This window comes from Pseudomonas syringae group sp. J248-6, assembly GCF_032586995.1.
GTDB classification, from domain to species: Bacteria; Pseudomonadota; Gammaproteobacteria; order Pseudomonadales; family Pseudomonadaceae; genus Aquipseudomonas; species Aquipseudomonas amygdali.
Genome location: NZ_JAWHOP010000003.1, coordinates 282857 through 302179 on the forward strand (window position 1 = coordinate 282857; position 19323 = coordinate 302179).

A 19323-nucleotide genomic window follows, 5' to 3' on the forward strand; every position below is an offset into this window, starting at 1 on the left:
CAAGGGCCATGGAAGCTCAATCGCAATCGCAGAATCAATCGCCGCCGTCCCTGCAACCGACTGTTGCCACTCCGTCATTACCCAAAGGCGGTGGCGCGATTCAAAGCATCGGCAAGGGCTGGGGATCCGTGGGTACCAGTGGCGCGGCGTCACTGGAAATCACTCTGCCTATCAGCCTTGGACGCGGCTACGCGCCAGCCCTGTCGCTGAGTTATCAAAGCACCTCTGGTAACGGCGTGTTCGGGCTTGGCTGGAACCTGAACATCGGTAAAGTCGCGCGTCGTGCCAGCAAGGGCGTACCGGGCTACAACGACGATGATCTTATTTTCGGCCCCGCAGGCGATGTCTGCCTGCCGGAACGCGACGACAGCGGCGCGCTTGTCTCGACTCAGGTCAGCAGCTACAACGGTCATGATTTGACGGCGACTTATCAGGTGGTGCGTTACTTCAACAGAGTCGAAGGGGCCTTTGCGCGCATTGAGCATTGGCGCGTGGACAACACAGATCCCGGCTTCTGGCTGATTCACGACGCCGACGGCAGCCTGAACCTCTATGGCAGGAAGACCTCGTCGCGTATTGCCGACCCGGCAGACATGAACCGGGTTGCCGAATGGTTGCTGGATGAAAGCATGAATGCCGTCGGCGAGCACATCCTCTATGAATACAAGCCCGAAGACCATCAGGGCCTGCCAGAGAATCACCCGAGAAACTTCCGCGCCCAGCGCTACCTGAGCAGGGTTCGCTACGGCAATGCCAAGGCACATCCTGTGCTTTACCTGTGGGAAGAAGGTTCGCTGGATAGTTTGCTGTGGCACTTCGACCTGATATTCGACTATGACCAGCGCGACACCCGCAGTGACCCGCCCCCCGAATATGACGAGCAATTTACCTGGCCCGTGCGCAGTGATCCGCATTCAAGTTTCGCCTATGGTTTTGAGCTGGGTAATCTGCGCCTGTGTCGGCAGGTTCTGATGTTCCATCACTTCCCGAACGAGCTCGGAGAAGCACCGCTGCTGAACCGACGGCTGCTGCTGGAGCACCTTCAGACAGCGCTCGGCTACAGCCTGCTGAGCGCGGCGCATTCAGAAGCCTGGGATGGCACTGACTGGCGGCGAGTCGATCAACAACCCCCTGTGCAGTTTCAATACACCGACTTCACTCTTGAGTGGGGCATCTATACGCCGCTGGAGCCCATGGCCGGCCTGAATGACGGCCAGCAATACCAGTTGGTTGACCTCTACGGCGACGGCTTGCCCGGCATTCTGTATCGAGACGACAAGGCATGGCTATATCGCGAACCGATCCGTGATACCGCTGGCGCAGCGGACGCCGTTGCCTACGGAGCCTGTGAATTGCTACCCCGCATACCGACGGCTGATTCAGCCACACCGGTTCGTCAGACCCTCACAGATCTGACTGGCGACGGGCGGCTGGACTGGGTAGTCGCCCAGCCGGGAATGGCCGGATTCTTCACGCTCAACCCTGACCGAAGCTGGTCGAACTACGCAACGTTCTCGGCTTTTCCTGCAGAGTTTTTCCACCCGCAAGGCCAGATGGCGGATCTGGTCGGCGACGGGCTGTCCGATCTGGCCCTGATCGGCCCACGCAGCGTTCGCCTGTATGCCAACCGTCGAGCCGATGGGTTCGCCGCAGCAATGGACATTCCTCACGACGAGGATCGCCTGCCATTGCTCAGCGACAGTCCCACTGAACTGGTAGCGTTCAGCGACCTGCTGGGCACAGGGCAACAACACCTGATCCGGATCCGGCACAACGAAATCCGCGTCTGGCCGAACCTGGGGCGTGGCCAATTCGGCAAAGGGCAGCTCTTCGCCAGCCTGCCTTACACCTACGAAAGCTTCGATTCCAGCAGGGTACGGCTGGCCGACCTGGATGGCTCAGGTGCCAGTGACGTGCTGTACCTGCAAACCGATTGCTTTCAGGTCTTCATGAACCAGGGCGGGAACGGCCTGGCTGCGGCCTTCGATCAGCTGTGGCCGGAGGGTGTGCGTTATGACCGGCTCTGCCAGTTCAGTGCGGTCGACCTGCTGGGCCTGGGTTTCTCTAGCCTGATACTCACCGTACCGCACATGACGCCCCGGCACTGGAGCCTTTATTACGCGGCCGACCGGGCAGGCACGGTCCGCAAACCTTATTTGCTGAAGGCCTCGGACAACAACCTCGGTGCTGCCGGAGAAGTCAGCTATCGCAGTTCGGCGCAGGAATGGCTGGACGAAAAAAACGAGCTGCGGGCCGCTGGCAGCGTTGCTGTCTCGGAATTGCCGTTCCCGGTTCATGTGGTTGTCAGGCAAACCATGCAGGACAATGTCACTGGCAATACGCTCACCCAGCTGTTCCGCTATCGGCAGGGTTTCTATGACCCTCGGGAACGTGAATTTCGCGGCTTCGGCCTGCTCCTGCAGACCGACACCGAAACGGCGTCGCAGAATCAGGAGGATTTTACCGCTCCGGTATTGAACAAGACCTGGTTCCACACAGGACGCTACCCTGCCAGACCCTGCACCGACTATGACCGCAGCGACCTCGCTGCTCGCTTGCCCGGCGAGCATGTGTTGTCCCGACTCGACCCAACAACCGGAACCGATTTGCCCGTCACAGACGCAGATGACGCGACCTTGCAGGAAATGGCACGAGCGCTGAGCGGCTCTGTACTGCGCAACGAAGTCCTCGGGCTCGATGCCAGTCAAAAAACCACAGTGCTGTACTCGACCCGATCAAACCGCTATCTGGTTCGCCAACTGCAAGCACTGAGCACGCATCGACCCTACGCGTCGATGCTGCCGCTCAGTCTGGAAGTCATCACCTATCGTTACGAGGCCGACGAACTGGACGATCCGATGTGCGAACACAGCCTGAATCTGGCGTGGGACCGCTACGGTTCGACGCTCCACTCAGCCAGCTTCAACTGTGCGCGGCGCAAGAAACCGGGGGACGCACCACCCTTTGCGGACCCTCACCAGCAACAATGGTGGGAAGCATCACACGACGAGGCCCAGCAACAGTTTTACGTGAATGAAATGCGCGCCGAAGCCATTCACCTGGACAGCCCGCAGAGCTGGCGCCTGGGGCTGCCTTACCGCACACGCGGCGATGCCATGCTCATTCCGGCAAGCGCCTTGACGCCTGCGCAGATCAGCTACGAGCAATTCGTCGATCCGTCCGGTCCATTCGCAGCGTTGCCACGTACGCTCACCAGCCTGTCAGTGCAACGCTATATCGGTTGCAGCGATGGCGAGGCGACCTTTGAGGCGCTGGCTGACGCCGTTGAAACGGCTGAACTGGATGATCACGCACTGAGCGCCTACGAGCGAGTCATGGACAGCGCCACTCTGGCCAAAAAACTCGTCGAGATCGGCTATCAGCAAATGCCGAGTTTTCTGCCGACGGACAGCTTGAACCTGTGGTCGGTAAAACGCGGCTTTGCCATTTACGCCGGTCCAGAGCACTTCTTTCACCCCACTACGTTCAGGCCTACACGCAGTCATGGCTGGAGTCTCGTCGAATACGACGCCTACGATCTGTTCGCAACTCGCATCACCGACCCGGCAGGCTGCGTCACCACTGCTGAATATGATTATCGTGTGCTGCAACCAAGACGAATCATCGACCCCAATCAAAACAGTCGGGAAGCCGATTACGACGCCTTCGGCAGGGTATGGACAACCAGCTTTTACGGCACGGAACTGGGTGAGGCGGTCGGCTTTCCTCCACTCAATCGCACCGTACATTACTGGGCTTCGGCCAGCGAGATAGCGCTGCAACCCGAATACGCTCTGGACAGACAAGCCAGCGCGCTCTATTACGATGGCAATACGGCGCTGGGGCTGGTTCACATCCCGCTGGCAACCGCTGCCTTGGTTGCAGACCGCTACCCGGAAGATAAGGACGCACAAATCCGCATCAGCATGGCGTCGATAGACGGCTTCGGTCGCACCCTGCAAACCCGCCAAAAAGTGGAAGACGGCGACGCCTATTCTGTCGATAACTGGGGCAATCTCGAACTGGTCGACGGTCAACCGAAAATTGTCCATGCATCGCCGCGCTGGCGTGTCAGTGAACGGGTGGAATACAACAATAAAGGCCTGGCAGTGCGGGTTTACCGGCCATATTTCGCCAACAGTCATCGGTATGTGAACGACGCATCGATACGCTCACAAAACATCGTCGACAAACAGTTCTACGACCCGCTGGGGCGTCCGACCATCACCATTACCGCCAAAGGCTGGATGCGCCGGCAGACCTATCGTGTCTGGTACACCATCAGTGAGGACGAAAACGATACGGCCGAGGAAGTGCTGGCAGCAAGAAAGGCGGCCGGGCATGGTCAGTAGCGCGGTAAATGCACGTACGCCGGAATTGATCGTTTCCGAGGTTCGTGGGCTGGTCGTGCGCCAAGTCCTTTTTCATCGAGCCGAAGCCACGCAAGCGGCAGCAATCAGAGTTACCAGGCAGCGTTTCGACCCGGCAGGCAGGATGATTGCCGCCACTGATCCACGCCTCGCCAACGCCAACCGGAGCACTGTCTACAGCCTTGGCGGCAACGCGTTGGCCACCGAGAGTGTCGATGCCGGCTGGCGACTGATGTTATTCGGCGAGGCGGGCCAGGTTTTGGGCGGCTGGGACGGTCGTGGCACCGAGCGGCAGCTCGAGTACGACCAGCTGCTACGCCCGACGAGGATCATCGAACAGCATCGGTGCGTGGAGCGGTTCACCTACGGCCAGGCAGATGCAGCGGCACACAACCAATGCAATCAATTGATTCGCCATGACGATACGGCGGGCTCGCGCTTGCTGCAGGATTACAGCCTGAATGGCTCGGTACTCAGCGATACACGACATTTCCTGCTCGTCGCCGAAGGACCGGACTGGCTACCGGCCGAGCGTGATCGCGATGCGCTGCTGGAGCCGGTCGGACTACAGACCCGTTGGGCGTTCAACGCACAGGGCGAAGCGCTTGTGCAGACCGACGCCAAGGGTAATACCCAACTCTCCGCTTATAACGTAGCCGGACAGTCGAACAGCACAGATCTGACGCTGAACGGCAGCACGCACTCGCAGACACTGGTCAGTGCCATTCACTACAACGCCTTCAATCAGGTTGAACAGGAAACAGCAGGCAATGGCGTCGCCAGCCTTTATTCCTATGATCAGCAGGACGGCAGGCTGACCGGGCTGAGCGCGACCTCTGCTGACGGCACGTTGCTGCAGCAACTCGATTACAGCTATGACCCGGTGGGCAATATCCTGCTCGTCACCGATGCGTCCCAACCAGACCGGTATTGCGACAACCAGCTTATCGAACCGATCAGCCGTTACCGTTACGACACGTTGTACCAGTTGATCGAAGCCACAGGCCGGGAGGTCAGAAACGGGGCAAGCCATGGTCCGGCGCTGCCCGGTTTACAACCCGTTTCGACGCTTAATCCCTGTCAGGTCAGCAACTACAAACAGCGTTACAGCTACGATGCAGCGGGCAATCTGCTGCAAATGCGTCACGAAGGCGCGCACAACTTCACCCGTATCATGCACGTCGCACCGGACAGCAATCGCAGCCTGCCCGACGATGACGGGGACGTGGATTTCGCCACGCGCTTTGACGCCAACGGCAACCTGCTGCAACTGGTGCGCGGGCAGGCCATGGGCTGGGATGTGCGTAATCAGTTGCAGCACATCACCACTGTGCAACGTAGGGACGGGCCGAATGATGACGAGCGCTATGTCTATGACGGCCAGGGTCTACGCTGCCGAAAAATCAGCACTGCGCAGGCATCAGGTCGCACGCTGACTGACGAAGTGCGTTACCTGCCGGGACTGGAAATTCGCACAACGGCTGATGGCGAAACCCTCCATGTCATCACCGCTCAGGCGGGTCGTAACAGCGTGCGGGTATTGCACTGGGAAGCCGGTAAACCGGACGGCATTGCGAACGATCAGGTGCGTTACAGCCTGGGTGATCACTTGGGATCGAGCACGCTGGAGCTTGATCAGCAAGGCGGTCTGATCAGCCAGGAAAGTTATTATCCGTTCGGCAGTACGGCCTGGTGGGCGGCTCGCAGTGCGGTAGAAGCCAAGTACAAAACAGTTCGGTACTCGGGCAAGGAACGCGATGCCAGCGGGCTTTATTATTATGGGTTCAGGTATTACGCGCCGTGGTTGCAACGCTGGATAAACCCGGACCCGGCGGGGGATGTGGATGTGTTGAATCTGTTTTGCTTTTTAAGAAACACGCCCACTACGTTGGTAGATCGAACAGGCTTGAGCCCTTTCAACTTCTCTGAAGTACTTAATAAATCAAAGGAACAGGGTGATCCTGTTCAGGCGAGGGGTCTCGCAGACATTACTCGTTTTAACCCTGTTTTTGGCGGCACACTCGCGGTGGCCTTGTCATCCAGTCAAAAAAGTCTCGCGTTCGCTCGTCAAAAAACAAACCAGATCCTGTCTCCATTTGCGGACCTTCAAGAAAGGGAGACGGTACTCGGGCACTTTAGAATCCCGGCCGAGGCCAACCCTGATACGGACTCGAAAATACTCTACATGCTGAGTTCAAGTATTGGAAAGCTGACGTCGTTCATTCAACAGTATGACGGTACAAAAATCGTGGGGGTTGGCGGGTCTCGAAACAGTAAAGCGGTGGCATGGCAATATCCTGAGGACGCAGAGCATCATTTATTCATTAGAGACAGTGTTGTACATGAACATCCTCACATGGTCGCCTGGAACATTATTCATGAGGCATCCCACATGCACCTGCTTACGCAAGATAGTTGGTACATGAATGTACCGGGCACGACCGATGAAGGCACCTCAGGCGCGCAATCTTACAGCGGCCGTCTTGATATTCTGGCTACCGTACAAAGGCTTCAGAAGCGCTATGAAGGTTTTGTCTGGGACGGGCCGGACGCTGTAGACGTTAATCGTAGCGCTTTTGAAGAAAACCCTTTAGCACGTGCGCAAGCCATTTTGAATAACGCTGACTCCATCTCTCTGCTGGTCTCGGTTATCAATCAGCAGTTCAATGGGCCTATGGCCAGGCTCACAGCACGTAACGCGACCCCTTCAGCAATTTCCGCATTGGATCTTGCGTCCCATGCGGAACAAAAACATGCGACTCAACGACGTTTTTCAATTGGATGATGCCGCCAGTCTCACACTCTCCAGGAAAGGGTAAAGTTGTGATTCGCCAAAAATTTTATCGAATGGAATAGCGACACACGCTGCATGGAAAGCCTCTCTTGGCTAACGCCAGGCCCATAAAAGGACGTTTCGTCATGAACAGAGCTATGCATGCCCACACACCAACGCTGGCAGTGACTGACCCACGGTCGCTCACCGTGCGTGGCATCGCCTTTCTACGACAGGATTCAAGCCAACCCGCCGATGAGCGCGTGACCCATCAGACATACGATGTGGCGGGACGTATCATCGCTCAGCGAGACCCACGCCCGAGCAGCGATGCGTTGCCCACTATCAGCACACTACATTCGCTTTCCGGCCTTTCTTTGCTGACCAACAGCGTCGATGCTGGCCGGCAGCTTGTCCTGGCGGGCGAAGCAGGTCAAAGACTGGCGAGCTGGGACGGCCGTGGCAGTGAGCGAAATATTGAGTACGACGTTATGTTGCGTCCCTTGGCCATCATTGAACAAGGTCGGATCGTCGAGCGCTTTAGTTATGGCAACATGGACGTAACGTTCGGGCATAACCAATGCAATCAACTCGTCCGACATGACGATACGGCAGGCACACGTTTTTTCCCGGACTACGCATTGCAGGGGGCGTTGCTGACCGAGGCGCGGCAATTCCTTTTGTCGCTCGACGTGCCGGACTGGCCGGTCGCCGAAGCCGAGCGCGATGCCTTGCTTGAGCCGGCTCCGTTGCAAAGTCGGTGGAGATTCAATGCACTGGGCGAAGCCATCGAGCAGGCCGATGCCATGGGTAACCGACAGGTGTTCGGCCAGACCGTCGCCGGGCAATCGAAGACCCTGGGCCTGACGCAGGCGGGCATTTCCCAGCCGCAGGCATTGCTTGCGGATACCCGTTACAACGCGCTCAATCAGGTCGAACAGGAAACAGCGGGCAATGGCGTAGTCAGCCTTTACTCCTATGATCAGCAGGACGGCCGGCTGACCGGGCTAAGCGCGATCTCTGCTGACGGCACGCTGCTGCAGCAACTCGATTACAGCTATGACCCGGTGGGCAATATCCTGCTCGTCAACGATACTTCTCAACCAGACCGGTATTGCAACAACCAGCTTATCGAACCGATCAGCCATTACCGTTACGACACGCTGTATCAGTTGATTGAAGCCACTGGCCGGGAGGTCAGAAACGGCGCCAGTCATGGCCCTGAAATGCCCGGCCTGCAACCTTTGCCCACCATTGATCCCTGCCAGGTCAGCAACTACAAACAGCGTTACAGCTACGACGCTGCGGGCAATCTGCTGCAAATGCGCCACGAGGGCGCACACAACTTCACCCGCAACATGCACGTTGCTCCCGACAGCAATCGCAGCCTGCCAGATGATGACGGGGAAGTGGATTTCGTCACGAGCTTTGACGCCAACGGCAATCTGCTGCAGTTGGTGCGCGGGCAGGCCATGCGCTGGGATGTGCGTAATCAACTTGCCCTGGTCACCCTGCTGCAGCGTAAAAGCGCACCGAATGATGAAGAGCGCTATGTCTATGACGGCCAGGGTCAGCGCTGCCGCAAGATCACGCGTGCGCAGGCATCGGGGCGTACCCTCGTCAACGAAGTGCGCTACGTGCCGGGACTGGAAATTCGCACCACAGCCGATGGCGAAATCCTTAATGTCGTCACGGCTCAGTCGGGTCGTAACCGCGTGCAGGTGTTGCACTGGGAGGCTGGAAAACCGGGCACTATTGCGAACGATCAGGTGCGTTACAGCCTGAGTGATCATCTGGGCTCGAGCACGCTGGAGCTTGATCAGCAAGGCGGCCTGATCAGCCAGGAAAGTTATTACCCCTTTGGCGGTACGGCCTGGTGGGCGGCGCGCAGTGCAGTGGAAGCCAAGTACAAAACCGTGCGGTATTCAGGCAAGGAGCGCGATGCCAGCGGGCTTTATTATTACGGGTACAGGTATTACGCGCCGTGGTTGCAGCGGTGGATAAGTCCGGATATATCCGGCGAGGATACTGACCTTAATCTGTATAAAATGCTAAAAAACAATCCTCTTAATCATGTTGACCTGAAAGGTAACGTAGCCATACCCCTTAACGCACATTTTTACTGGGAAGGTGGCGATATTCCAATACCACACCTGCAGAACATGCTGCTTTTTAAAGAAATAAATCCCGACTACCAAGTCAATGTGTGGACATCCAAGGTAAAGCACCTGCTAACCCCATTGGCTGTAATGAGTGAAAGCAACGACCCTGCCGAACGCCATCTGGCATTGGCGCATGGCGATTCGCTAATACAGCGCAATCCTGAAAAGCTATTCAGCTCACTGGGCCAAGCCTACCCAAACGCACAGAAACTCGAAGCGATTTATAGCCGCGAGACAAATGGACCTTATAAGAATTACGCTGCAGCCAGCGATGTAATAGAGCTGGCCTCAACTTACATGGAGGGCGGCCTGTACATGGACGCGGATGTCGCGGTCGGACAGCCGCTCGGGAGCCTCGATGCACCCCATGGATTTCTTGTACACATTGAAAACGGATTGACGTCTAACGCCATACTCGCCTCTGCACCCCGAGGCAAAATTGCTGGCGAAATAATGGACACCATTGTTGACCTTTACACAAGAAGCCCTGGCATGATGGATGACAATGAAAATTACGGGTGGGAAAAGAAACGCAGTACCCCGGGTGAAGGACTATTCAGCCGACTGAAGTTAACCATGCACATGACCGGCCCCTCATTGGTCCGTAACTTCCTTCCTGCAACAGCGGAAGAAAATAAAGCATACGCCGTACCTCATGATAAGTTTTTCTACCGTGAGACACCTTACACAAATAATACGCAATTGGAACAACGATCACTGTCCGCGATTTTTTTTCGAAACCTTAGGCACGGACTAAATGGTGAAGGCCGCTGGGCAAATGTTCGCCCGGGCAGAAAAACCTCAATATAATAAAACTTGAAACGTGATACTACACAATGCGTTGAGCAAGGCAATGAAGCCAAGGCATTTTAATCTGTACTATATTTCCCACAAAAATTAGAGACATTTCAGTCAACACCAAAGGGATGCTGATCCCACATTCGATAAAAATAAAGATTACGCTGCTGAAACATATGGATACCTGTATGCAACGTAAACCGATCAAACGTGGAGATTTGAAACATGGCATTTGATGCGTACATCAAAATCGAAGGCATTCCAGGCGAAGCGCTGGATGACCGCTACAAGGACTGTATCGAGATCACCGGGTATGGCTTCGGCATGCATCAAAGTACTTCCGCCACGGCGAGTTCTTCCGGTGGTGCATCGTCCGGAAGGACTTCCTTGAGTGATTTCTCGTTCACCAAATCACTGGACAAATCGAGCTGCAAGCTCATGGAAACCTTGTGCGCGGGCAGACACCTGAAAGAAGTCGTGTTGTCACTGCATCGTGCAGGCGGAGACAAGGTCAAATACTTTGAAGTGCTGCTGGAAGAAGTCATCATTTCCAACTACACCCAGCATGCCAATGATGGCATCCCCAGCGAAACCATCAGCCTCAACTACGGAAAAATAAAAACCACCTACACACAACAGAAAAGATCTGACGGTGCGGGTGGAGGGAATGTCTCGGGTGGCTGGAACCGTATCAACAACAAGGTCTATTCCTGATTTTTTTGAACGCTCATGCATTGAACCTTACAGAACGATCAGGGAAAGACTATGGCACGGCCATTTTTTACTGCCGCCTGGGCGGCTTCGCAACATATTTATGATCCGGTGGCACCGGAAAAACGAGTGGCAGAGGTGATTGGGGGGCTCGTGGCGAAGAATATAAATAATCCTGATCCTTCGACAAAGTGGAGGAACACCTGTGCTGTGCGATTAAGTTACATCCTGAACTACTCAGGTTTGAAAATACCTAAGATAGCTAAACAGACAGTCTCCGGCGCAGATCAGCATCAGTACTTTTTCCGTGTATCGAATCTAAAAAGCTTTTTGGAAACGCACTGGGGCAAGCCTGAGATCGTCAAACACCCGCTCTCTGACGGCGGAGCGCTTGCAAGAAAAAAAGGAGTTATATTATTTGAAATATCGGGTTGGACAGACGCAAAAGGCCATGCAACGTTATTTGACGGTAATATTTGCTATGACCATTGCTACTTTAACGAGCCCGACGTTAACTACCGTACGGATATGGCAAATTTCTGGAGCTTAGTTTAATGAAGCGCATTGTCACAGCCATCACAGTCTGTCTCGCACTCGTGGCAACCGAGAGCTTCGCACATACAAAACCCTCATCACCAGAGGGCATGCACCGAAGCTATGAACAAAACTTCAAGGATCTGGTCCTTGCTACCTGTATAGCAAACGCTTACGCCTCTGACGTAAAGGTCGGAATAGATGCTGGAAGTAGCGTCACCGCCATTGAGGACTGGGCAAATTACGACTGGGAAGTGGGACCCGATGAAATTCGAGCGCTCGTAAGCAAGTATCTGGCCAGAGACTATACGAACCCCTTAACCGAATCCGAGATAAAAGGTGTGAAATTTGACTTTTTAAAGTGCTTGGACCTTTACCACAGCAAGGAGCTGAATGCCTTGACAAAAAAAACTGTCGTAAATCCAACACACACCTACATGCAGGACTACAAATAACATCCATATTCACAGGGAGGTTCGTAGAATGAAATCATGTCTTACGGCCCTAACAGCATCTCTGGTCTTAACAACATCCAACAGCTTCGCCTACACCCCCACCTCATCGCCTGAAGGAATGTACAGAACCTTTGAAAAAAACTACAAGGACATGGCCCTCGCCACCTGCATAACCGCCGCTTATAAATATGATGTGAACGTCGGCATTGACGCAGGCAGTAGTGTCAGCGCGATGCGTGACTGGACCTACTATGACATGGAAAAAAGCCCCCTTGCGGTCAAGGCATTGGTTGAAAAATACCTCGCCAGAGACTACACAAACCCTTTGGCCGAATCCCAGATAAAGGGAATAAAATTCGACCTATTGAAATGCCTGGACATGTATCACAGCAAGGAACTGGACGCGTTGACGAAAAAGGTCGTGACTCACCCGAATCAGACCTACATGCAGAATATCAAAAAGCCTTAACTACTCTCTTCATGCAACAAGCCTGTCCGGCAAACGCTGCACAGGCTATTTTCATTGCAAGCACTCTACTCCGCACATTATCTGTAGGGCGGAGACACATCATGCTGACTCAATGTAATCCGATAGCTTTTTAGCGTCTCCCCTCGGTGATGTACTGCTTGCTTAAATATTGATAAATAGCCCCCGTCACTTCCCGCCTACTCGGCGAACATCCTCAAACAACCTTTTCGATAACTATTGTAAGAATTAACCGCAGGACACCTCCCTTCCATTTGAAGGAAATTTCCGAGAAAATCCCGGCCTCTTGCGCTTGGCTATTCAGGTCTCTAGCCTTCAACGGTCGCTGCCCAATCAGCGATCAGGTTTGGTAGACCTGAGTGACCTGTGCGCAATGCGCCACCTTCTACAGGGCGCATTCTTACGGCCTGCGTTTATGGTGGCCGTGCGCTTGGCGTTTTCGGACGCACCGGCTTGCCTGGTCACCGGTCTACCAACCTGCGTACGGCCGCCACCCTGATCGTTTGGTAGCGAACAGGGCGGCTCCTTCAATGATCAGGAGTTGCAAACATGCCCCATAAAATCGTCCCCGACCCGCCCACCGCCCTGTTCACCGTCAACGCATCCGTCAGCCAGGAAGAAGCGCTCAACTACGCTTCGGATCTGCTGCGCTGCATCATCACGACGGCCTATGAGTCCGGCGACAGCACTCAGGGCACCAGCCGTGATCTGGCGTTTTCGGTATTGCACATGGCCGAGATGGCCAAAGCCATGGTTGACCGCTCACTGGAATGCATCGTGTAGCGTGATGACAACCCGGGGCCACGCTCGGCCCCGCGTACACCTCAATTACGCTGATCCAGCAGGTTCACCACCAGCCGGTCGATCCAGCCCCACAAGCGCTGTTTGACGCGTCGCCAGAGCGGTCTGGCCTTCCAGTCTGCCAGTGTGGTTTCGGCGCTCAGGGCGAAGTCTTTTTCGAAACTGGCGACCACATCGCGGGTCAGCCCTGGGTCGAGGGCTTCGAGGTTGGCTTCAAGGTTGAAGCGCAGGTTCCAGTGGTCGAAGTTGCACGAGCCGATGCTCACCCAGTCGTCGATCAGGACCATTTTCAAGTGCAGAAAACACGGCTGGTATTCGAAGACCTTGACCCCGGCCCGCAGCAAGCGCGGGTAGTAACGGTGACCGGCGTAGCGTACGGACGGGTGATCGGTGCGTGGCCCGGTCAGCAGCAAACGTACATCGACGCCGCGCGAGGCTGCCCTGCGCAAGGCGCGGCGAACTTTCCAGGTGGGCAGAAAGTAAGGGGTTGCCAGCCAGATGCGCTTTTGCCCGGTGTTCAGCGTGCGCACCAGCGATTGCAGAATGTCGCGGTGCTGGCGAGAGTCGGCGTACGCCACACGGCCAAGGCCTTCACCGGCTACCGGGACGGTGGGCAGATGATCCAGACCAAAGTTTTCTTTCGGGCGCCAGGCGAAACGTCGGGCATTGGCGTGAAACTGCCGGTTGAACAACGCTTGCCAGTCAAGAACCAGCGGCCCGGTGATTTCCACCATCACTTCGTGCCATTGACTGACATCCTTGTCTGGCTCCCAGAATTCATCGGTTACACCCGTACCGCCGACCACCGCCAGCGTCTTGTCGACCACCAGCAATTTGCGATGGTCGCGGTAGAAGTTGCGCACGCCGCGTCGCCAGTGAATAGGGTTGTAGAAACGCAGAATCACACCGGCATCGGTCAGTTGCTTGCGCAGGCCGGCGTCGAAGGCTTTAGAACCGAAGTCGTCGAACAGGCAGCGCACGATCACACCACGCCTGCCCGCCTCGACCAGCGCCCGCACGATGGCATCGGCGCAGGCCCCGGCTTCGACCAGGTACAGCTCCAGGTCAACCTGCTGCTCGGCCCTGTCAATGGCTGCAATCATGCGCGGGAAGAACGCAGGACCGTCAATCAGCAATTGAAAGCGGTTGTTTTCACGCCACGGGAAAATCGCACCGTTCATATCAGCGCGCCGTGAAGATCAGGACAGCCCCGACCGGGACTGACAGACTGACCGCAGACAAGCCTGCCGCGTTGCGCAGGGCATTGAAGTCCGAAACCATATCGAAGTCCTGAGCATGAATCACCAGCGGTTCGAGCGTCACAACCTGAAAGCGGCGCTCGTCGAGGCGCGTCGCCAGCAGTTCGGCGTTATAGCTGTGACTCTTGCCGCGCAGGCTGACGGTCAGTGGTAAACGCAATTCCAGTTGCGCGCCGGGGGCAAGGTTATTGATCGGGCGCATGTCGAGCTGGGCATTGATCTGCGCAACGGGAAACTTGCGTACCTGAAACACCTGCTCCCGCAGGCGCTCGTCGCGCAGGGGAATGCCGGTGCTAATGGACTCCGTTTCGACTTCCACCTCAGCCAGCCCTTTGGGGTCGACCTTGCCATGCAGCACAAGGAAGCGATGCACCTCGGCAATATCGGCATTTTTGGTTGACGTGAACGAGAGCCGCGACGACTCGTTATCCAGATACCAGTTCGCATGGGCAGGTAACGCCACTGCGGCCAGCATGACCAGCAGCAGGCGATTCATAGTGAGCATGCAGACTCCAGACGTGCAATTGAGGGCCACCTTATCCGCCTGTCTGACCTCTGGCAAACCACGACGTTCGGCAGCAATCCATCAAGGCCCGGATGGCAACAGTCGGCAGCCTTGCCGCTCACCCTGCCACGACGCACTGCTGGTTCGCCCAAGGCCGTTGGCAATGACCTTTTTCTGGCTGCTGTCGTCGATCAGCGTGCCAGGCACGTACTGTTTGACGTAGCCCAGGCAATACGCCTCGGGGTTGTTCATGACGTACCTGCACGAGCAGTATTCCTTGGCGGTGTAGGCACTGATGATGGTGGGGAATGCCTGCAGGTTCACGCGGTACTGCCAGGCAAGTACCGCGAGCGCAGCAAGGATCAGCAACAGCAGGCTGCTGAAAGGTCGACGCAGGATGAACATTCGGCGACTGCTCATTGCACGCCCTCCTTGCCAAAGGCTGCCTGTATGCGCTTGAGCATCTGATTGTGGTCGTAACTACCGTCGCGGTCATCGGCATAGCGCACGATCACCAGTTTCCGGTCAGGGATCACGTACAGCGCCTGCCCCCAGTGGCCCAGTGCGGCAAAGGTATCAGGGGGCGCATCCGGCCACGGCCCCCTGCCGCCATCGGCAGTTCGATTGAGCCACCACTGGCCGCCAGGGACTTCGACGTTGGCATCTATCTGCTCGCCTGCAAACGGCGTCAACACGAAGTCCATCCACTCCTTGTTGAGCAACTGCCGAGCCTGCCATTGCCCGCCGCGCTGCATCAGCAAGCCGATGCGCGCCAGGTCGCGGGCAGTCATGTAGGCATAGGACGATCCTACAAATGTACCCACGCCATCGGTTTCCCAGACGGCACTGCGGATGCCAAGCGGGTCGAACAGTGCGGTCCACGGATAATCCGCATACGCCTGTGGCCCGACGATATTTTTCAATGCAGCAGCCAGAACCGTGCTGTCGCCGCTGGAATACAGGTACGCCTTGCCGGGGGATTTGGCTGCGCGGTGCTCGGCGGTGAAGCGCGCCATGTCGTCACGCCCACGGGTGTAGAGCATGGCGACGACGGAAGAGTTAAGTGGTGCATATTCGTAATCTTCCTGCCAGTTCAGCCCCGAAGCCCAGTGCATCAGGTCTTTGATGGCGATATCGGGGTGCGCCTTGAACGGCGCGTAGAACTTCGCCACCGGATCATTGAGTTGAAAACGCCCTTCGGTAAACGCCACGCCCAGCACTGTCGCCATTACGCTCTTGCTGATCGACCAGGTCAGGTGCGGGGTTTGCGCGGTGGTCACACCGGCATAGCGCTCATAGACGACTTCGCCATCACGAATCACCAGCAGCGCATCGGTGCGTACGCCCTTGCGCGTGGCGTCGTCGCGAGCTGGGAAGGCGTAGGCCTCGAGTTCTTCGATGGCCGCAGATCGCGGCGCAGGCTGAGAAGACCATTGCTCTGCCGGCCATGTTTGAGCAACGACGCCCTGGGCACTGAAGCCCAGGATCAAAACCAGACACAGGCGGACAAATCTACGCGGCATGACAGGGCCTCTACAGAGTAATCCGCATACCGTATCAGGGCTTCATGACAGTCAGCCATTACCCCGGGACAGGACGCAGAGCGTCCAGAACGGCATACCCACGCGGAGCATAGGCACGATAGTGATCCTTCGTACGCCGCTCGTTCCTCGCGCTCCACCAGCGTGGAAATGCCCACAGCGTTGCCCGTCACACAACCATCACCAAAGCTTCACAGGCATGACACGCCATCTCCCTAGCCTGCAAGTACGGCAAAGCGCCTGGACAAATCAGTCAACCAGCCAAACTCTGCATGGCTGGCTCATGGAGATTCGTATGACCCAGATCGCCCGCATTCGTGACAACACTTCTGAACGTCGTCTTCAGGCCGAACGCCTGATTGGAGCGAGCGCCTTGCAGGAAGCACAGGCGTTGCGTTTCAGTGTGTTCAGCGAAGAGTTCAACGCCCGTCTCAACGGTGCTGAACAAGGCCTGGATATCGACGATTACGATGTTCACTGCTCGCACATTGGTGTGCGTGACCTGAACACCGGGCGTCTGGTTGCCACTACCCGCCTGCTCGACCACAAGGCCGCCAGCACGTTGGGGCGTTTCTACAGTGAAGAAGAATTCAGCCTGCACGGTCTGGTTCATTTGCAGGGTCCGATTCTTGAGCTGGGCCGTACCTGCGTAGACCCGGCCTACCGCAACGGTGGCACCATCGCGGTGTTGTGGAGCGAGCTGGCCGAGGTGCTGAACGAAGGCGGCTACAGCTACCTGATGGGCTGCGCGAGCATCCCGATGCACGACGGCGGCATTCAGGCGCACGCGATCATGCAACGCCTGCGCGAACGCTACCTGTGCAACGAGCACTTGCGCGCCGAGCCGAAAAACCCGCTGCCGACGCTCGATATCCCGAGCAATGTGATCTGCGAGATGCCGCCACTGCTCAAGGCTTACATGCGCCTGGGCGCCAAGATCTGCGGCGAACCGTGCTGGGACGAAGACTTCCAGGTGGCCGACGTGTTCATCCTGCTCAAGCGCGACGACTTGTGCCCGCGCTATGCCCGCCACTTCAAGGCGGCCGTGTGATGAGCCGGGCACGCGGCTATGCCCGCGTAGTCCGGGTGCTGCTGGTCGTGGCGCTCGGCTTGACGATTGCCGGAACGTTCGCGGTTCTGGAACGCACCAGAATCGGTGGGTCGATGGAGCGCAGGCAGCGCTGGAGCCGTTGGTTCATGGCGCGCCTGACCAATGCCCTGCCGTTTCGCGTCACCGTGACAGGTCAGTTGCCAACCCAGCCAATGCTGTGGGTCAGTAACCATGTGTCGTGGACCGACATTGCCCTGCTGGGCATGCTGGCACCGCTGTCGTTTCTGTCGAAGGCCGAAGTCCGGACCTGGCCGGTAGCAGGCTGGCTGGCGCTGAAGGCCGGCACGCTGTTCATTCGTCGCGGGTCGGGCGACAGCCGTCTGATTCAAAAGCAGATGTGCAATCACCTGCAACAAGGCAACGCACTGCTGATCTTCCCGGAAGGCACGACCACCGACGGCAGAAGCCTGCGCACCTTCCACGGCCGCCTGCTGTCCAGTGCCATTGAAGCCGGCGTGCCGATCCAGCCAGTGGCCATCGGTTACTCGCGTGACGGTAAACCGGACCCGATTGCCCCGTTCATTGGCGACGACGATTTGCTGTCCCATTTGCGCCGGTTGTTCGCCAATGAGCAGAGCGATGTGCACATTCACCTGCTGACCCCGATTCCGACGGCGGATCAGGAGCGCGCTGCACTGGCGTTCAAGGCCCAGCAAGCCGTTCAGGTGGCGCTGTTCGGTGAACCTGTCACGGGGGAGTCAGTGATCGGTAAACAAGTATCCGGCGAGCCTGCTCAGCCGAGCGAAGTAGCTTCGCGCTCGGCCAGGGCAGCCTGAGCAAAATCCTCCAATAGCGGATAGAACTCGGCGAAATCCGCACTCAAGGGCTGGTAAAGCGCCTGCAGTTCCTGCATGCCGCCGGCCAGCCCTTCGGGCCGTGACAAGCGTCGCGATATCCCGCTCAGCACTTGCCCCAGCACGTCGAAATTCCGATACGAACCCAGCCAGTCCTGCGCGGCCATGCGCGGCGCGATCAATGCGAGCCGCTCGGGCAATTGCGGCTCGGCGGCCAGCGTGCCATAGACTTTGCCAGTGAATACGTCCAGCGGCAGATCGGCATAGCGATGCCAGTCGCGAGCCAGACAATGATCGAAAAAGACGTCGAGCATAATGCCTGCATAGCGTCGCCGCTGGGATGGAAAGCGGGCAATGGAAGCCTTGATCAGCGGGTGGCTGTCAGTGAAAGCGTCAATGCTGCGATGCAGCCGAATGGCCGCTTCAAGCTCTGCAGGAAAACGTCCCGACAGCGGACCTTTGACGAAGTCGCCATACAGGCTGCCAAGCAATTGAGCAGGCCGATGCCCGCCGAGATGAAGATGTGCCAGATAGTTCATGCCTGCAAGCCTACGCCGCTTTCAAGGCCGAGGTCTATATATCGATATAACCCGATATAGCGATTTTGCCAGTCCTAAGCACAAAATCATATTTGTATATCGCGAAATACAGATATAAGGTTCGCCCTATCGCGATATATCGCTACACCGCCTGTGAGAACGACATGCCTATCGACCTCGACGACATAATAAAAGCCCTGGCCCATCCGGTCCGCCGAGAAATCCTGACCTGGTTGAAGGACCCCCGCGCGAGCTTTCCTGCTCAGCAATACTCGATTGAACACGGCGTGTGCGCCGGACAGATCGATCAGCGTGCAGGATTGTCCCAATCCACTGTCTCGGCCCATCTGGCGACCTTGCAACGCGCTGGCCTGATCAGCAGCAAGAAGGTTGGCCAATGGCATTTCTTCAGACGCAACGAAGAAGTCATACAGGCATTCGTTCAGGCGCTGGTTGAAGAGCTGAACAACCCGACCTGATTTT

Annotated in this window: 16 protein-coding genes; 11 read left to right on the forward strand and 5 right to left on the reverse strand. The window is 56.8% G+C overall.

What is annotated here, in order from left to right:
* Positions 1 to 8 precede the first annotated feature (8 nt).
* The 8 genes from RYC17_RS05560 to RYC17_RS05595 all read left to right on the forward strand — a co-directional run bounded on the left by RYC17_RS05560 (position 9) and on the right by RYC17_RS05595 (position 13073).
* Positions 9 to 4352 carry a SpvB/TcaC N-terminal domain-containing protein gene (locus RYC17_RS05560; protein WP_316902630.1) on the forward strand — a complete coding sequence of 1448 codons (4344 nt, stop codon included), beginning with the start codon at positions 9 to 11 and terminating at the stop codon, positions 4350 to 4352.
* Complete coding sequence (locus RYC17_RS05565) at positions 4342 to 7155, forward strand: RHS repeat-associated core domain-containing protein (RefSeq protein ID WP_316902650.1); 2814 nt, start codon at positions 4342 to 4344, stop codon at positions 7153 to 7155. The genes RYC17_RS05560 and RYC17_RS05565 overlap by 11 nt, the downstream gene beginning before the upstream one ends.
* Before the next feature lie 134 nt (positions 7156 to 7289).
* Positions 7290 to 10115 (forward strand): RHS repeat-associated core domain-containing protein, encoded by a 2826-nt coding sequence (locus RYC17_RS05570; RefSeq protein ID WP_227447949.1) that lies wholly within the window; start codon positions 7290 to 7292, stop codon positions 10113 to 10115.
* Between the two features lie 213 nt (positions 10116 to 10328).
* Positions 10329 to 10817 (forward strand): Hcp family type VI secretion system effector, encoded by a 489-nt coding sequence (locus RYC17_RS05575; protein WP_044294441.1) that lies wholly within the window; start codon positions 10329 to 10331, stop codon positions 10815 to 10817.
* 51 nt (positions 10818 to 10868) lie between these two features.
* Positions 10869 to 11369: a type VI secretion system amidase effector protein Tae4 gene (locus RYC17_RS05580; RefSeq protein WP_058400753.1), complete on the forward strand. Its 501-nt coding sequence runs from the start codon at positions 10869 to 10871 to the stop codon at positions 11367 to 11369.
* Positions 11369 to 11803, forward strand: a complete 435-nt coding sequence (locus RYC17_RS05585) for a type VI secretion system amidase immunity protein Tai4 (protein WP_058400752.1) — start codon at positions 11369 to 11371, stop codon at positions 11801 to 11803. Before RYC17_RS05580 ends, RYC17_RS05585 begins: the two co-directional genes overlap by 1 nt.
* Positions 11804 to 11831: 28 nt before the next feature.
* Positions 11832 to 12272 carry a type VI secretion system amidase immunity protein Tai4 gene (locus tag RYC17_RS05590; RefSeq protein WP_316902631.1) on the forward strand — a complete coding sequence of 147 codons (441 nt, stop codon included), beginning with the start codon at positions 11832 to 11834 and terminating at the stop codon, positions 12270 to 12272.
* Positions 12273 to 12839: 567 nt separating this feature from the next.
* Complete coding sequence (locus RYC17_RS05595; RefSeq protein ID WP_002554991.1) at positions 12840 to 13073, forward strand: DUF6124 family protein; 234 nt, start codon at positions 12840 to 12842, stop codon at positions 13071 to 13073.
* A 41-nt stretch (positions 13074 to 13114) separates the two neighbouring features.
* Here the strand turns inward: RYC17_RS05595 and RYC17_RS05600 are convergent, their stop codons facing one another.
* From RYC17_RS05600 to RYC17_RS05615, 4 genes are all read right to left on the reverse strand, one after another.
* Complete coding sequence (locus RYC17_RS05600; protein ID WP_058409266.1) at positions 13115 to 14272, reverse strand: phospholipase D-like domain-containing protein; 1158 nt, start codon at positions 14270 to 14272, stop codon at positions 13115 to 13117.
* A 1-nt stretch (position 14273) separates the two neighbouring features.
* A complete protein-coding gene (locus RYC17_RS05605; protein ID WP_122259160.1) occupies positions 14274 to 14855 on the reverse strand; it encodes a YceI family protein in 582 nt (193 codons plus the stop codon).
* Between the two features lie 81 nt (positions 14856 to 14936).
* Positions 14937 to 15275 carry a hypothetical protein gene (locus RYC17_RS05610; RefSeq protein ID WP_058409267.1) on the reverse strand — a complete coding sequence of 113 codons (339 nt, stop codon included), beginning with the start codon at positions 15273 to 15275 and terminating at the stop codon, positions 14937 to 14939.
* The gene (locus RYC17_RS05615) at positions 15272 to 16378 is read right to left on the reverse strand and encodes a serine hydrolase (RefSeq protein ID WP_316902632.1); all 1107 of its coding nucleotides are present in this window, start codon (positions 16376 to 16378) and stop codon (positions 15272 to 15274) included. Before RYC17_RS05615 ends, RYC17_RS05610 begins: the two co-directional genes overlap by 4 nt.
* Positions 16379 to 16691: 313 nt before the next feature.
* Between RYC17_RS05615 and olsB the strand changes: the two genes are divergently transcribed.
* Positions 16692 to 17447 (forward strand): L-ornithine N(alpha)-acyltransferase, encoded by a 756-nt coding sequence (olsB, locus tag RYC17_RS05620; protein WP_005734685.1) that lies wholly within the window; start codon positions 16692 to 16694, stop codon positions 17445 to 17447.
* Positions 17447 to 18283 (forward strand): lysophospholipid acyltransferase family protein, encoded by an 837-nt coding sequence (locus RYC17_RS05625; protein WP_004656418.1) that lies wholly within the window; start codon positions 17447 to 17449, stop codon positions 18281 to 18283. Before olsB ends, RYC17_RS05625 begins: the two co-directional genes overlap by 1 nt.
* Here the strand turns inward: RYC17_RS05625 and RYC17_RS05630 are convergent.
* Positions 18241 to 18840, reverse strand: a complete 600-nt coding sequence (locus tag RYC17_RS05630; protein ID WP_005734687.1) for an ACP phosphodiesterase — start codon at positions 18838 to 18840, stop codon at positions 18241 to 18243. The genes RYC17_RS05625 and RYC17_RS05630 overlap by 43 nt on opposite strands.
* 164 nt (positions 18841 to 19004) lie before the next feature.
* On the opposite strand from RYC17_RS05630, the gene RYC17_RS05635 reads away from it, so the two are divergent.
* Positions 19005 to 19319: an ArsR/SmtB family transcription factor gene (locus RYC17_RS05635; protein ID WP_002554999.1), complete on the forward strand. Its 315-nt coding sequence runs from the start codon at positions 19005 to 19007 to the stop codon at positions 19317 to 19319.
* Positions 19320 to 19323: the final 4 nt, after the last annotated feature.

Bases quoted from the DNA above. Each gene is read 5' to 3' on its own strand.
- RYC17_RS05630 (WP_005734687.1), bottom strand. From the start codon at position 18,840: ATGAACTATCTGGCACATCTTCATCTCGGCGGGCATCGGCCTGCTCAA.
- RYC17_RS05600 (WP_058409266.1), bottom strand. From the start codon at position 14,272: ATGAACGGTGCGATTTTCCCGTGGCGTGAAAACAACCGCTTTCAATTG.
- olsB (WP_005734685.1), top strand. From the start codon at position 16,692: ATGACCCAGATCGCCCGCATTCGTGACAACACTTCTGAACGTCGTCTT.
- RYC17_RS05605 (WP_122259160.1), bottom strand. From the start codon at position 14,855: ATGCTCACTATGAATCGCCTGCTGCTGGTCATGCTGGCCGCAGTGGCG.
- RYC17_RS05615 (WP_316902632.1), bottom strand. From the start codon at position 16,378: ATGCCGCGTAGATTTGTCCGCCTGTGTCTGGTTTTGATCCTGGGCTTC.
- RYC17_RS05610 (WP_058409267.1), bottom strand. From the start codon at position 15,275: ATGAGCAGTCGCCGAATGTTCATCCTGCGTCGACCTTTCAGCAGCCTG.
- RYC17_RS05580 (WP_058400753.1), top strand. From the start codon at position 10,869: ATGGCACGGCCATTTTTTACTGCCGCCTGGGCGGCTTCGCAACATATT.
- RYC17_RS05570 (WP_227447949.1), top strand. From the start codon at position 7,290: ATGAACAGAGCTATGCATGCCCACACACCAACGCTGGCAGTGACTGAC.
- RYC17_RS05635 (WP_002554999.1), top strand. From the start codon at position 19,005: ATGCCTATCGACCTCGACGACATAATAAAAGCCCTGGCCCATCCGGTC.
- RYC17_RS05590 (WP_316902631.1), top strand. From the start codon at position 11,832: ATGAAATCATGTCTTACGGCCCTAACAGCATCTCTGGTCTTAACAACA.
- RYC17_RS05585 (WP_058400752.1), top strand. From the start codon at position 11,369: ATGAAGCGCATTGTCACAGCCATCACAGTCTGTCTCGCACTCGTGGCA.
- RYC17_RS05595 (WP_002554991.1), top strand. From the start codon at position 12,840: ATGCCCCATAAAATCGTCCCCGACCCGCCCACCGCCCTGTTCACCGTC.
- RYC17_RS05575 (WP_044294441.1), top strand. From the start codon at position 10,329: ATGGCATTTGATGCGTACATCAAAATCGAAGGCATTCCAGGCGAAGCG.
- RYC17_RS05565 (WP_316902650.1), top strand. From the start codon at position 4,342: ATGGTCAGTAGCGCGGTAAATGCACGTACGCCGGAATTGATCGTTTCC.
- RYC17_RS05625 (WP_004656418.1), top strand. From the start codon at position 17,447: ATGAGCCGGGCACGCGGCTATGCCCGCGTAGTCCGGGTGCTGCTGGTC.
- RYC17_RS05560 (WP_316902630.1), top strand. From the start codon at position 9: ATGGAAGCTCAATCGCAATCGCAGAATCAATCGCCGCCGTCCCTGCAA.